The following is a 13846-nucleotide window of genomic DNA, read 5'->3' as shown; positions in this document are numbered from 1 at the left end:
CTCAAAAAAAATTGCCTAATCTCAAAGGATTAGACAATTTTATAAATGGAATTACCAACAACAGTTGACATAGAACCATAATAAAACGGATTCTGGACGAGTTGTCTAGAATCCGCTTTTTTATTTTTATGCACAAAAAAAGCTAGTTACGATTAGACGCAACCAGCAGAATAGAAGTATGTGTACGGCTCCAACGGTGTTAATAATGGCTAAATGTCAATTAACTCCTCCAACGATTGAAGTCCCGTGGCAGGCTCTCACCTGAATATATACCCCCATTATAACGTTGCAGCGAGGGTCTGTAAACAACAAATTTAAAGATTCACTTAAACTAATTGCGTTAGTAAAACGAGAAACGTCACTAATGCCGGCATTCCCTGTAGCCAAAAAATTGATTTTTTGACGGATAAACTTCCATAAATCGCAACAATCACAATGTACACTAGCAGTAAGGCGGTGGTAATGGCACGGGGCTGGCCGGTCAACAGCCATTGGCTGAGCAGAAGCGTGACGCCCAACATACCATTATAGATGCCCATGTTGCCCAGTGCGGCTTTAGCAGGTGCTTGATGAACGAAGGACAGCGGCATACCAAATGCTTTCGACTGCGTTTCCGGGGAGCCAAACATTTCTAAGCCCATGATGCCCAAATGTTCAATGGCCACAAAATAAATTAAGATTGTCAAAATTATAATCATTATAATTGCCTTCTTCTATCTGAATTAGTATAGTGGTACTGGAATAACGCTGTGGGTAATTAGTCTTCGGAACAATAATCTTTGAAACTTTAAGCTAATTTTTAGTTTGGCGTGTAGAATAATTAAGTGAGGATATTTTTACCAGGACCACCTGGGTCATTCACGGGGAGAATGGCGTCACAGAAGGATTTACCAAATTACGAATGGAGGAATTACCCATGAGACTCCTAGACTTAAGTGGACAACAATTCGGCAGACTGACGGTTATTCGTCGGGACGGCACCGCCAAGAACGGGAACGCTACGTGGCTGTGTAAATGTAACTGTGGAAACCTGGTAACAGTTGATAGCTATCGTCTTCGTCACGGGATTACCGTGAGTTGCGGTTGCTACCGGCGTGACATCAGTAAGGCCCGGTTGACCAAGGATCCCCGTACGCGTAGCCAAATCGGAAATGCCATGAATCTGCCATTAGTTAATGGTAGCAACGTTGCGGCACTGACCAAGATTAGTTCCCGTAACATTTCAGGTGTGATCGGCGTGAGCTTCGACAAACGCTCAGGTAAATGGGCCGCACGCCTATTCTACCATGGTCGGTATATCTTAAACCAGACTTTTACAGATTTTTATGATGCCGTTGCTGCCCGGAAACAGGCAGAACAACAATTGGCAAAAAATGACAATTTGAATTTAAAAGCCTCTGCTGAAGGCTAAATCAGCAAGTTAACCAGCACAGAAATAGAAGCCAAACCGGTCGTTCACCAGCTAATGGGAACGACTTTTTTGGTGCAACATAACATGGAACAAAGATTCTAAATTAGTCGGGACCAGCCACCTGCGGTTGCCAGAGACTCCGGTTACAATCTTTTTTTCCACATACGTTGACGTGATTACCACAACTGTCATTGTTCACAGCCTATGTAGGCGTGAGTGAGCCAAATTTAGGCTCAGCCATGGGATTTCCCATGTGCTCTGCTTGGAAAATGGCGACTTTGAAACGCGGGTTAGGCGGTTTAAAGCGAGATCCAAGACCGCTCTTTGGCTTGGGCCGTCCTGCCCACAGCGTTCCAGCCTAAATTCTGCGATCGGTAAGCCGGCAGAGTTAGAAGATGTTGCCCACGTTTTCCTACCTGGTTGCTGTTATGCTAGAATGACAGGCAAAGGTATTGTTTTCGCAAACGGCCATTTTGAGAGGAAGAGACGACATGGATTATCGAGAAGAAGCAGATACGCTGGGCAGCGTTAAAGTTCCGGCGACCGCGTTGTGGGGCGCTCAGACGGAGCGGAGTCGGCACAACTTTACTACCGGACCGCTGATGCCGCTGTCCCTGATTCGGGCGTTGCTCCAGTTGAAACGGGCTGCCGCGGTGGCCAATCGTGATTTAGGTGAGATTCAGGAAGCCAAAGCGACTTTGATTATCCAGGCGGCTGATGCGTTGCTGGCTTTGTCGGACGAACGCTTACAGGCAGATTTTCCATTGCACGTTTACCAGACGGGGTCGGGGACCCAGACCAACATGAACGTCAACGAAGTTATTGCGCACCAGACGGCTAAGCTGGATCCGACCAGCGGCGTGCTGGCAAACGATGATGTCAATCACAGTCAGAGCTCCAATGACACCTTTCCCACGGCAATGGCAATCACAGCGCGCCTGGCACTACAACCCTTGTTGACCGCAACCCAGCATCTCATTGACGAGTTGATGGCCAAACAAACGGCATTTTGGCGCGTTGTCAAAGTTGGGCGGACCCATTTACAAGACGCCACGCCGTTAACCGTCGGCCAGGAAATCAGCGGCTGGGTGAGCATGCTCCAACACGATTTAGACTACCTGAAGTCTTTGCAGGACACCCTACTGGAGTTGCCAATCGGTGGCACCGCGGTGGGGACCGGTCTGAATGCGGCGCCTGGCTTCGACGTTGCGGTCGCAGAACAGCTGAGCCAGGCATACGGCCAGCCATTTACAGCCAAAACCAACAAATTTTTTGGGCTGGCCGCACACTCCGGGTTAAACGTGGTTCACGGTGCGCTGAAGACGTTGGCGAGTGATCTTATGAAGATTGCCAATGATGTGCGCTTCCTGGCTAGCGGGCCGCGCGCGGGATACGGTGAATTGACGATTCCTGCCAACGAGCCCGGGTCGTCGATCATGCCAGGGAAGGTCAACCCGACCCAGGCGGAAGCTTTGACGATGGCGGCGACGCGGGTGATGGGCAACGACGTCACCATCACGGTTGCCGCCTCCCAAGGTAATTTTGAAATGAATGTCTACAAGCCAGTCTTGATTGCGACGTTCTTGGAATCGACGGATTTACTGACTGGCACCATCCAAAGCTTTGCGGATAAACTCGTGCACGGCTTGGCGGTCAATCAGGAACGGATGACGGCGTTGCTCGACCAGTCTCTGATGACGGTGACCGCATTGTCGCCCCACATTGGTTACCACACCAGCGCGACGATTGCCCAGGCAGCTGAAAAGAATGGCTGGACGTTGCGGGAGGCCGCCATCAAGTCAGGCGACGTGACGGCGGAACAATTCGATCAGTGGGTCAATCCATTGGCGATGACGAATATTGATCGGCCAGAGTGATCGGTTGTAGGCTTGGGATGAATGATTGTTGACAGGCTTTGATCGGTGTTTTCGTAGTAGAAGATTTACTAAGGCCGTGGCGGTTGTCATGGCTTTTTTGATATTCAGTATTTTTCGGGTGAAGTCGGTAAGACAGGCATAACCTGCAGAATTGTAAGGGGAGTAATCCCAAGTTGCAATAACGTTAGTTAGAACTGCCGACCAGTTGCCAAATAGACGACGACCAATGATTGTGGCCAAACGTTGCCAGCTCAGCGATGACCGCATCAATATTTTATTGAAGTACCAACCTTAACCGGAGGAGGCCAGAGGTGGAGTCAGCTGTGTCGACGGTGTTAGCTGGGAACCAGCTTACACCGTGGGACGTGTTTGGAGACTGACGACCTTTGGCAGGCTTCAAGCCGAGTCGAAGGACCGCCCCTCAGGCCGCAGGCGGTCCCCACAGCAGCCGGAATCTCTGGCAGCCGCAGGTGGCAATTAGCAATCAGTTTAATCGTATTAATCTCTGTTAGCTGAACCATGCAATCTTTAGCCGTATTTCAATAGCTGCCAGCATCCGGTATAATGCGGCTAAGCATCTATTTCAGAAAAAAATGTTACTTTTGCCGTGTTCGTTCGTTATCTCTGTGAGGGAGGAGGTCAGCATGCAGCTACACGACTATCAGAAAATTGTCACCGAGCTCGCCGTTGAACTGCAACGCTACCTGATCAGTAGAGGGGCACAGTGGGAGACGGCCGAGGACGTGGTCCAAGATGTCTTCGTTAAAATATTGGAAATGGAGTTGGTATTGCCGCCGGACAAGTTGCGGCCCTATATGTACCGGGTGGCCTGGTCAACGTACCTGGATCAGTACCGGCGTAGCCAACGTTATCGGGATTTAGTTCAAAAATACTTGCGGCCAGAAATGACGACCGCCCAGCCACAGCCACCAATCGGGGATGACTTGGGGCCGGCCCTGGCCAAATTATCGACGAAGGAGCGGCACCTGTTGGTTTTACGGTACGACCAGCAGTTGCCAATCGCTGAGGTTGCGCAACGGTTAGGCATCAAAGCCTCATCCGTCAAGATGCGGCTCCACCGGGTACACCATAAGTTAGAGAAAATATTGAGGAGTGAGCAGAATGAATGAGGGACAGCAGTTTGAAAAGTTAGCACGCCGGGTGAAATGGCGGCGGTGGTTAATCACCATCGGCTTGATTGTTGCGGTGGTGATTGGATTAGGCGCTGCGTTTATCCAGATGACGCGGGTGAAATCACAAGCAGCGTCGGATGAGGCCAACCGGTCGTTTGAATTGGTCAATACGGTCTTGTCGCCCAATATTCAAATCAGTGATCAGTACTTGCAGAACAGCGATTTCTTTGGTGGAACCCTGGTCAGTCACCGTTACAAGGACATTGATGGCGCCCGGATTGCCTGGTCAGAAAACCGGGCACCGTATACCTGGATGTTGGGGAGCAATGCGAACGCGTTTAACACCACGGATACCACGACGACGGCCGCCTATGACCGGGATACGCAGCAGAAGATTCCGCTGTTCTACAACGTGAACGTGGCCAAGCCGGAGGTGAAGCGGGCGCAAGAGGTTCGCCAGGTTGTCCGGCAGAAGAACTACCGCGCGGAGGTGGCCCTGACCTTCAAGCAACCACTAACTTTAAAGCAAATTCAGGCTAAACTGCCAGCTGGCGTCCATGCCAACTGGTACTGGGCGGGAGTTTCTGGCAAAGCCGACGCCACCGTCATGGACAATAACTTTGTGGGGATTCAGGCGGACGGCAATCACCAACCAACGACTGCAACCTACAAGTGGTTTCGCAAAGAGGTGCGGTCGGTGCCGAGTGGCATGATGACTTTTAACAACTTTAATGTCATGGCTTGTGCGAACAGGTTTATCAAGCGTTACCCACAGTTGAACGAGGCTAAATTTTCTGGAGTCATTGTGACGGGGAACAGTGAGGCATTCAAGCCATTAGTCCAAGCAAACTGGCTGGATGCGAGTTCGGTGGGGTATTTTCAACCCCGGACCGGCATAAAATGAAAATTCAATTAAAAAGTTCTCGACTTATTTCTCATCAAAGTCTAATCTTATCTCCAAGCTAGATTGCAGGTAAATAATTAGCGTTGATGAAGACGATTAGATTGGTGCGGTACTGATTAGCGACTCCCGTTTGGTGTGAGGGGAGACAGACGGCCAATTGAAACTCACTTCGGAGTGAAGTAGTGAAAGAATTTTTTCTAGTAGCTACGTTGGTGGCACCCATTATCGTGCGCACGAATTGTCTCGGGCAGTTCGTGAAGTGACGACTTTAAGTCGTAAATGAGGTGGTACCGCGTGTTGAGCGCCCTTAACAGCAGGAGAATTCTGTTGAGGGCGCTTTTTGTTTACCGCGACAACTAGTGCAGAATTAAAATTTTGGAAGTTTGGAGGGATTCGATGGATAAAAGAGTTGGATTAGGATTGTTAGGACTAGTGGTGATGGGCACCTTAGCCGGCTGTGGCGCCAGTAAGAGCGCAACCAGCCAGAACAAAGCGTTGAACGTGACCATGCCATCCGAGCTACAGACGGCTGACCCCAACAAGGCAACCGACGCGTACTCCTTTTACATGATGAAGCAGACCACGGAAGGATTGTACCGCCAGAATAAGAACGGCAAGGTGGTCCCGGCGATTGCTACCAAGATTGCGACCCCCACGAACAATGGGAAAACCTACACGTCCACACTCCGGCACGACGCCAAGTGGAGTAACGGCGATCAAGTCACGGCCCAGGATTTCGTCGAGTCTTTCCGCCGCCAGGTCGATCCCACGACCAAGGCCCAGTATGCCAACCGATTTGCGACGTTTGTGAACTACGATGCGATTCAAAAGGGGACCAAGCAACCCTCAGCATTGGGCGTCAAAGCGATTGGCAAATATAAGCTCCAAATTAATTTAAGTCGTCAGAATCCATCGTTCAACTACGAAGCTGCGACTGAATACTTACCCGTCAACCGGACGCTGGTGAAGAAGTACGGCGCCAAGTACGGGACAAACTCAAACAGAGTGGCTGCCAACGGTCCTTACGTTTTGAAGAAGTGGAACGGGACCAAGGACAACTGGGAATACGTAAAGAACGCGAAATACTACGGTGCCAAGAGCGTTAAGATCAAGAAAATCAACGTTCAGGTCGTGAAGACCGACTCGACGGCTGAAAAATTATTTGCCGCCGGGAAAGTTCAGGAAACCAAAATCTCTGGCACAACGGTGACGGGAACGGCGAACAATGCCAAATTAAAAAAGCAGATGCGTAAAACCTTAACGACCGCCGTTTCTCTGCAGTACTTCAACACCAAGACCAAGCTGGGCGGTAACCAGAATTTCCGGACCGCGGCCAGCCTGGCCATCAACCGGAAGGTGCTGACCACGAAGGTCAATCAAGATGGCTCCGTGCCACTGAAGAACATGGTTGCCCAGGGCGTTGCCAAGGATCCGAACAACGGCAAGGACTTCGCCGTCAGCACGGGTAACTACACGCAACACAATGACGCCAAAGCCAAGCAGCTGTGGGCCAAGGTTAAAAAAGAATTGGGCGGCAGTAAATTTAACATCACACTGTTGACCAACGACTCCGACGGTTCCAAGAATGTGGCGGAGTACATCCAAAGCCAGTGGGAGAAGGACATGCCGGGGTTGACCGTGACGATTTCGTCGATGCCACTGACCCAACAGATCAACAAAATGTTCAAGGGCAGCTTTGACGTTTCTACGTTCGGTTGGACCGGGGATGAACCGGATCCCACGACTGACCTTGACCTGTTCATGAAGGGCAATTCCGTGAACTTCTCGAATTACGTCGACAAGCAGTACAACAAGCTGATGCTAGCTGCGCAAACGGAAACCAATGCCAAGAAGCGCTTCGCACTGTTGAAGGCGGCCAGTCAACGGTTGTCCAAGCTTGGCGTCTTCAATCCGTTGTACCAGCAAGCACAGGTGAACCTGGTCAGCAGCAAGGTGGGTGGCATCACGTATTCCACCTTTAGCACGGCCGCACAATATCGTTACGCTTACTGGAAATAAATGTTAGGCAAATGCCGAAAGTGTAAAAGCATCTAGCAAGGCCTGGTTAACCAAGGCTCAATCCATGAGATCAGTTGAGAATTGCCACCTGCGGCTGCCAGAGATGGGGAACGTCTGCGGCCTGAGGGGCGGCCCCCGACTCGGTTTGAAGCCTGACCAAGACCGTCAGTCTCCAAACACGTCCCACGCTGTAAGCTGGTTCCCAGCTAACACTGTCGCCACTGCTGCCTCCACCTCTGGCCTCCTCCGGTTATGCTTGTTTCGTGAAATCAAGTTGCTGTAATTATCGCTGGATGGCGACGTTCGTTTACGTTAATTGGTCATGGTCCATGTAGGCGTGAGCGCGTCGAATTTAGGCTCAGACGTGGGATTCTTCATACTAGTTTTTCGGGAAAATGGCAACGCTGAAACTGAGTTCGGGCGGTTCAAAGCTAGCTGGCAGACCGCGTCAAAGGCTGCTGGTGTCCTGACCACAGAGCTCCGGCCTAAATTTGACGATCAGCAAACCTGCAGGGCCAGAAAGGTTGTCAATGTTGTAGTGGTATGTCTCAACTATGTAGTAAGAATACCGATAATTTTTTAACTTTTTAGAGATGATAAAAAGGAGTGGTTACATGACAGAAACAACAACAGCAGCTTTACAAGCCGCCATAGATCAAGCTTTAACCGCGGATTACGCCCGATTGGCCGATTATCTAAGCCTAGAAACGGTCTCCGCCCAGAAACGGGGGATTCCGGAGACCGTGGCGTTTTTGGAACAGGCCTTTAGCGAATTGGGAGCTAAGGTTACCGTTTGGCGGGACGTTGCCGGCAGTAACCCGTTTGTCTTTGCGACGTTGGCCGCGGGACCAAATGGCAATGCCAACAAGACGCTCTTGTTCTATAATCATTACGACGTCCAGCCACCGGAACCGCTAGATGAATGGCAAACGGCGCCGTTTCAACTGACCACGGTCGACGGCAAGTACGTGGCCCGGGGCGTGTCCGATGATAAGGGTGAGCTGATGGCCCGTTTATCTGCGGTCAAGGCCCTGCAGAACAGTGGCGGACTGCCTTGCAATTTGAAATTTATCGTCGAAGGTGAGGAAGAAATTGGGAGTGGCCACATCGAGCCGATGGTGCGGCAACACGCGGCAGATTTAGCGGCCGACGGGTTGGTGTGGGAGACTGGCGGTAAGGATGCGGATGAGAATTTTAACGTCACCTGTGGCGTCAAGGGAATCATGAGCTTTGAAATTAGCGTGCAGACCGCGGACAACGACCTGCACTCGTCACTGGCAGCTTACGCGGACAACGCGGCGTGGCGGTTGACGCAGGCGCTCGCCTCATTGCGGGGACCGGACAATCAGGTGCTGGTTGACGGCTTCTACGACGACGTTCGAGCATTAACCCCGGTGGAGCAACAAGCCATCGCAGCCTTGGCGTTCAACGAAACGGCCACGCGGCAAAACTTTGGATTGAAACGGCCACTAGTCACAACAGATCCCGTCACAGCGCTGGTGAACGCCACCACGATGACCATCAATGGCCTGAGTAGCGGCTACGAAGGGGATGGCGTCAAAACGGTCTTGCCGAATTTCGCCAAGGCCAAGTTGGATTGTCGGTTAGTCCCCAACCAACAACCGGAAAAAATGGCTAAATTGATTCAGGGACAGCTTGACCGGAATGGCTTTGCGGACGTTAAGGTCACGTATCTCCTGGGCGAAAAGCCGTTTCGTTCTGACTTGACGGATCCATTCGTTCAGACGGCAGTTGCGACCGCCAAGCAGGTCTACGGCGAGCGGGTGAAATTGGTGCCGAATGCGGCTGGTACCGGGCCACAAGCGCCGTTCTATGAAGCGTTGCATACACCGATCGTGGCTTTCGGCGCCACTTGGGCGGGGTCTGGTCCTCACGCACCGAACGAGAATGTACGAGTGGCTGATTACCAGCAGGATGTGCTGTACACGGCAAAGGTCCTGCAAGCATTTGGTATCAGCTAGCAGGGTGAAGGCATAAGAATTGCCACCTGCGGCTGCCAGAGATTCCGGCTGCTGTGGGGACCGCCTGCGGCCTAAGGGGCGGTCCTCCGGCTCGGTTTGAAGCCTGCCAAAGGTCGTCAGTCTCCAAACACGTCCCACGGCGTAACTTGAGAAAATCACTCAGATAACGCCGTCGACACAGCTACCGGCATCTCTGTCCGCCTCCGGTTAGGATTGGTCTCCAACATGAGATTGACGGCATCAGCACTGGATTGGCTATGTTTGACTACACTTACTGTTCGCGGCCTGAATTTGGCGAAAGGTGATCCGGTGGGATTAGGCAGTGTTGCCGATATTGGGATAGGTATCCTTACGATGTCATTATTTTTTCGGGACAAATAAATAAAACGTAAATGTAGGCGGTCCGGAGTGATTCTGACCGTCTTTTTGTGGGGTAGAGAGTCGTCTCATGTAGAGATACGTTTGGATCGAACCCAGACGCTGTAAACGTTTGGTTGTCTAAAGACTTTAGCGACTGAGTTGGGGTATCCATTAAGTATGGGGGAAAGTGCGAGGGCGCACTGAATTCTGTTCAGTGGTCCTCACAACTTCATGCACTTATTGTTGCTTGCGACGACGCAGACCGTGCAAGCCGAAGCCCAAACCAAATCCTAAGAGGCTTAAGCCGAGCATTGCCCAGCCGCTGTCCGATTGTTCATTCGTTTGTGGCAGGGTGTGCTTTGCAGGCTGACTGCTTGTGGCCGCAGTGTTGGCGCTAGCGACAGCATTGTTCGTCGCAACGGAAGGTTTGGCTGGCTGTTGCTGCTGAGTTGCGGCGACGCCAGGCTTGTTGACCGATGTGGATGGTTTGTAAGCACTCGTGCTGGTCGTGTTGGCACCGGTAATATTACTGCCAGAGCCGCCATTGACAACAGGAACGTTTACGCCAGGCTTGCCAGGAACTTCTTCATTACCGGGAGTGGATGTTCCCGGGGCAGTGGTTCCCGGGGTAGTGGTTCCTGGGTTGGTTGTTCCAGGATTAGTTGGTGGCGTGACACCGGGAGTTTCGCCACCGACGCCGGGAACTTCAGTACCAGGGCCTTCGATCCCAGGCTTTTCGCCACCAGGGTTTTCGCCACCGGGAGTTTCACCACCGGGAGTTTCGCCGCCAGGGTTTTCGCCGCCAGGGTTTTCACCACCGGGAGTTTCACCGCCGGGGTTCTCACCACCGGGAGTTTCGCCGCCGGGGTTCTCACCACTGGGAGTTTCGCCACCGGGAGTTTCGCCGCCGGGAGTTTCACCGCCAGGGTTCTCACCGCCGGGAGTTTCACCGCCGGGGTTCTCACCACCGGGAGTTTCGCCACCGGTATTTTCGTCCTCGTAGCCATTGACATAGAGGTTAATGTAACCTTTCCGAATAACATCTTTGCTGTTCAAGACATTATTGAGGGTGACAGTCCCAACGTGAGTGCCCTTAGGGACCGAAGCGGTTCCAATAGTATCAGCTTTTCCAATTAAGGATGTCGAAATCAGTGAGAAGCTCGCATCTTTAGGCACGTAAACGTTGAGGGGTAAATAAAAGTACATCGTGTCACCGTCGTTGATTGTGATTCCATTCTCGATGGCCCACTTGTATTTAACGGTGTAGCGCACTGTAGGTGAGAGCACCTCGCTGTGAGTATAGACCTTGCCAGCTTTATCAACGATGGTCGCATCTGATTCATTTAGACCGGAAGCTGGAATGGTTTTAGCTTCACCCACGATTGGATTTCCTAATAGTGCCATTGAAAATAAGCTCGAGGCAGTTAACACGCCGACTTGTAAAAATTTCCGCATTTTCATTCCTCCTAGTTCAAATTCTCTCCTCGGCACCCATAAATTAACATGGTTATCAGCTCAGTCGTTAATAAGTAGGTTCGTTCGTTAACTGATTGAACGGTGTGAAAAGGTTGCTATTGCGGGAATGAGGCGTGAACTGGCCGTGGGGGAGAACGACTTTTAGGGAAATTAATTGACAGGTTCAAGGGAATTCCTGAAGCCTAAGGGGCAGACTGGCAATGCCGGATTAGTTTGTGGCGGCCATTAATTGTTCACGGATCGGTTAGCGATGATAAAAGCTATGGTGCAATAGTGGTGTGCCCATGAACAGTCGTTTCAAAGGAGAGGGCCGCTGGTACGGCGCCGGTGGTCCTCATCGTTAGTTTAGGCTAACGTTCCTTTCGCTGATGGAGTTCGTAGTAGCCAGCACCTAGACTGAGGCCTAAGAGGCCGAGTCCAAGAACTGCCCAACTTGTGTTAGATTTTTCGTTTGTTTGCGGTAAGGTCGAACTGCCAGCGTTGGTGTAAGCCGCAGCGGCTTGAGAGCCATTGTCAGCTTGACTAGCTGCAACGGAAGGCTTTACTGATTGTTGATTCTGAGATGCAGCGACCCCAGGCTTTTGCGTTGAGGTTGCATTGGCACCCGAAATATTGTTACCGGATCCGCCAGAAATTGCGGGAACGGAGACACCTGGTTTGTTAGTGCTTGGTTTGCCAGGGTTAGTGGTGCCGGGTACCAATTCGTTGGTAGGTCCTTCAGTACCAGGATTCGTCACACCAGGCGTTTCGGTACCAACACCGGGAACTTCAGTACCAGGGCCTTCAATCCCAGGGGTTTCGCCGCCAGGGTTCTCGCCACCGGTGTTACCGCCACCACCAGGATTCGTTACACCAGGAGTGCTGCCACCACCGGGATTTTCACCACCGGGCGTTTCACCGCCAGGGTTCTCGCCGCCAGGGTTCTCGCCGCCAGGGTTTTCACCACCAGGGTTCTCCCCACCAGGCGTTTCGCCGCCAGGGTTCTCCCCACCAGGGTTCTCGCCGCCGTATTCTTCGCCAGCGCCGCTGACGTAGAGGGCGATGAACCCTGAACGAATGATAGAGGTGTTTGAAAGGACATTGTTAAAGGTCACAGTCCCAATGTAGGAGCCCTTTGGTACCGTGACGTCACCAGTTTTGTAGGCCCCATTGGACATTGGAAATGCGGCATCGACAGGCATGTAGATGTTGTGTGGCAAATAGAAATGCATCGTGTCACCAGCCGTGATGGCAATGGACCGGTCAATGCTCCATTTGTACTTCACAATGTAGGTCGTCTCTTTATTGAGAACTTCCGTGTGTGAGTAAACTTTTCCGCGCTTATCCGTAATCGTTGCGTTTGGTTCGTCCAAACCATTTCCCACCAAGACTTTAGCATGAGCGACAGTTGGAGCACTAAAGAATACCAGTGCTAATAAACTAGATGCGGCCAACAGACTAATTCGCCAAGCTCTTTGCATAATTGATTCCTCCTATTCAAATTCTTCCTCCTCAGCACACATAAGTTAACACTTTTATAGGCTTGATGTTTGCCTGAAATGTTCGTTCGTTAATTGGGTAAACACTGCAGAAAGCTTGTCATGTCAGCAGAAATTGGTCCGGCTGTCGTGGGGGTGAACGGATTTATGAGTAAGTAATGGACAAATGGCATGGGTTGCGGATACAGACAGACCACACCGGAAGCTGATCTGATGCCGCATCGCCACGCTTAATTTTGCGCCGGGCTATTTTCTAAGACAAAATGTTGTGGCGAAAAACGACTATAATCGCCAATTATCTGCATCGTGGGTTGCTTGGGGGATAGCCACGATAATGGTTTTCAAGGACGAATTGGCATGTTAATCTTAGCCTTACAGAACTAAAATTTGGGGGCGTGTGGGATGAAAACTTTTGTATTTGACGTTGATGGCACACTCAGTTTTGACGGGAAACAAATTGCAGTAGAAATTTTGACGGCCATTCAGCGGTTAGTCGCCTTAGGGCACCGTATCATCTTTGCATCAGCCAGACCCATTCGCGACCTGTTGCCCATGGTGCCCGGGTTCCAGCAGGCCCAATTGATTGGGGCCAACGGTGCTTTGGTGGCGCATCACGGTGTGGTCGAAGTCGTTGCCCCGATTTTAACAGCCGACTTTTGCCGGCTAAGGGGCGTGATTGCTCAGGCAAATCTGGATTATGTGGTCGATGGTCAGTGGAATTACGCGGCCAGATTGGCGGTTGAACATCCACTGGCGGGGAGGATTGATCCGGCTAATTTAGCGCGTAAAGTGTCATTGGCTAAGATTGAGCAGGCGGTTAAGGTTATTTTGTTGGGCCTCCCTGCGCGCCAGGCGGCGGAGCTCCAAGCGACTTTGAGTGCCCGGAAGACGCTGTCAGTGGTCACCTATGCCGGCGAAGGTAATTTGGACATTACGGCTCAGAATATTAACAAGGCCACAGCTCTCCAACGGCTAGGTGTGACCGACTACGTGGCGTTTGGCAATGACCAGAATGACGTTGAAATGTTAGCCGGGGCCAGTACCAGTGTTTGGGTAACTAGTAAACCGCAGCTGCAACACCTGGGTGCCCGGGCCACAATCACGTGTGCGCCCAGCAATCAGGCTATTGCTGCACAAATAGCTGATTTGGGGACGTCCATGGCCTAGGTTAAGTCAACCGTGCTAACTACGCTTTCTTAAGTGGTG

General features: G+C 51.4%; 10 protein-coding genes and 1 other annotated feature. Of the genes, 7 read left to right on the top strand and 3 right to left on the bottom strand.

Annotated elements, in window-relative coordinates:
- Positions 1-326 precede the first annotated feature (326 nt).
- A complete protein-coding gene (locus EKM99_RS04780) occupies positions 327-686 on the bottom strand; it encodes a DUF1304 domain-containing protein (protein WP_225419785.1) in 360 nt (119 codons plus the stop codon).
- 230 nt (positions 687-916) lie between these two features.
- Here EKM99_RS04780 and EKM99_RS04775 point away from each other — a divergent pair, with 230 nt between their 5' ends.
- The 6 genes from EKM99_RS04775 to EKM99_RS04750 all read left to right on the top strand — a co-directional run bounded on the left by EKM99_RS04775 (position 917) and on the right by EKM99_RS04750 (position 9326).
- On the top strand, positions 917-1411 hold the full coding sequence (locus EKM99_RS04775; protein ID WP_125581474.1) for an alcohol dehydrogenase: 495 nt from the start codon (positions 917-919) through the stop codon (positions 1409-1411).
- 491 nt (positions 1412-1902) lie between these two features.
- Positions 1903-3288, top strand: coding sequence for a class II fumarate hydratase (locus EKM99_RS04770; protein ID WP_125581472.1), 1386 nt, complete (start codon positions 1903-1905; stop codon positions 3286-3288).
- 644 nt (positions 3289-3932) lie between these two features.
- Positions 3933-4418, top strand: coding sequence for an RNA polymerase sigma factor (locus EKM99_RS04765; RefSeq protein WP_164511521.1), 486 nt, complete (start codon positions 3933-3935; stop codon positions 4416-4418).
- On the top strand, positions 4411-5325 hold the full coding sequence (locus EKM99_RS04760) for a sigma factor regulator N-terminal domain-containing protein (protein WP_125581468.1): 915 nt from the start codon (positions 4411-4413) through the stop codon (positions 5323-5325). The genes EKM99_RS04765 and EKM99_RS04760 overlap by 8 nt, the downstream gene beginning before the upstream one ends.
- 74 nt (positions 5326-5399) lie before the next feature.
- Positions 5400-5637: a binding site (T-box leader), on the top strand.
- 84 nt (positions 5638-5721) lie between these two features.
- The gene (locus EKM99_RS04755; protein WP_125581466.1) at positions 5722-7344 is read left to right on the top strand and encodes a peptide ABC transporter substrate-binding protein; all 1623 of its coding nucleotides are present in this window, start codon (positions 5722-5724) and stop codon (positions 7342-7344) included.
- A 614-nt stretch (positions 7345-7958) separates the two neighbouring features.
- Positions 7959-9326 carry a M20/M25/M40 family metallo-hydrolase gene (locus tag EKM99_RS04750; protein WP_125581464.1) on the top strand — a complete coding sequence of 456 codons (1368 nt, stop codon included), beginning with the start codon at positions 7959-7961 and terminating at the stop codon, positions 9324-9326.
- A gap of 597 nt (positions 9327-9923) precedes the next feature.
- Here the strand turns inward: EKM99_RS04750 and EKM99_RS04745 are convergent.
- Positions 9924-11141, bottom strand: coding sequence for an LPXTG cell wall anchor domain-containing protein (locus tag EKM99_RS04745; RefSeq protein WP_125581462.1), 1218 nt, complete (start codon positions 11139-11141; stop codon positions 9924-9926).
- Between the two features lie 371 nt (positions 11142-11512).
- Positions 11513-12622, bottom strand: a complete 1110-nt coding sequence (locus EKM99_RS04740; protein ID WP_125581460.1) for an LPXTG cell wall anchor domain-containing protein — start codon at positions 12620-12622, stop codon at positions 11513-11515.
- 420 nt (positions 12623-13042) lie between these two features.
- On the opposite strand from EKM99_RS04740, the gene EKM99_RS04735 reads away from it, so the two are divergent.
- Positions 13043-13807 (top strand): HAD-IIB family hydrolase, encoded by a 765-nt coding sequence (locus EKM99_RS04735; RefSeq protein ID WP_125581458.1) that lies wholly within the window; start codon positions 13043-13045, stop codon positions 13805-13807.
- The last annotated feature ends 39 nt before the right edge of the window (positions 13808-13846 follow it).

The organism is Levilactobacillus cerevisiae (assembly GCF_003946245.1).
GTDB classification, from domain to species: Bacteria; Bacillota; Bacilli; order Lactobacillales; family Lactobacillaceae; genus Levilactobacillus; species Levilactobacillus cerevisiae.
This window is presented reverse-complemented; position numbering and strand designations above follow the sequence as displayed.

Coding starts and splice junctions, on each gene's coding strand:
- EKM99_RS04775 (WP_125581474.1), top strand. CDS start 917: ATGAGACTCCTAGACTTAAGTGGACAACAATTCGGCAGACTGACGGTT.
- EKM99_RS04770 (WP_125581472.1), top strand. CDS start 1,903: ATGGATTATCGAGAAGAAGCAGATACGCTGGGCAGCGTTAAAGTTCCG.
- EKM99_RS04765 (WP_164511521.1), top strand. CDS start 3,933: ATGCAGCTACACGACTATCAGAAAATTGTCACCGAGCTCGCCGTTGAA.
- EKM99_RS04760 (WP_125581468.1), top strand. CDS start 4,411: ATGAATGAGGGACAGCAGTTTGAAAAGTTAGCACGCCGGGTGAAATGG.
- EKM99_RS04755 (WP_125581466.1), top strand. CDS start 5,722: ATGGATAAAAGAGTTGGATTAGGATTGTTAGGACTAGTGGTGATGGGC.
- EKM99_RS04750 (WP_125581464.1), top strand. CDS start 7,959: ATGACAGAAACAACAACAGCAGCTTTACAAGCCGCCATAGATCAAGCT.
- EKM99_RS04745 (WP_125581462.1), bottom strand. CDS start 11,141: ATGCGGAAATTTTTACAAGTCGGCGTGTTAACTGCCTCGAGCTTATTT.
- EKM99_RS04740 (WP_125581460.1), bottom strand. CDS start 12,622: ATGCAAAGAGCTTGGCGAATTAGTCTGTTGGCCGCATCTAGTTTATTA.
- EKM99_RS04735 (WP_125581458.1), top strand. CDS start 13,043: ATGAAAACTTTTGTATTTGACGTTGATGGCACACTCAGTTTTGACGGG.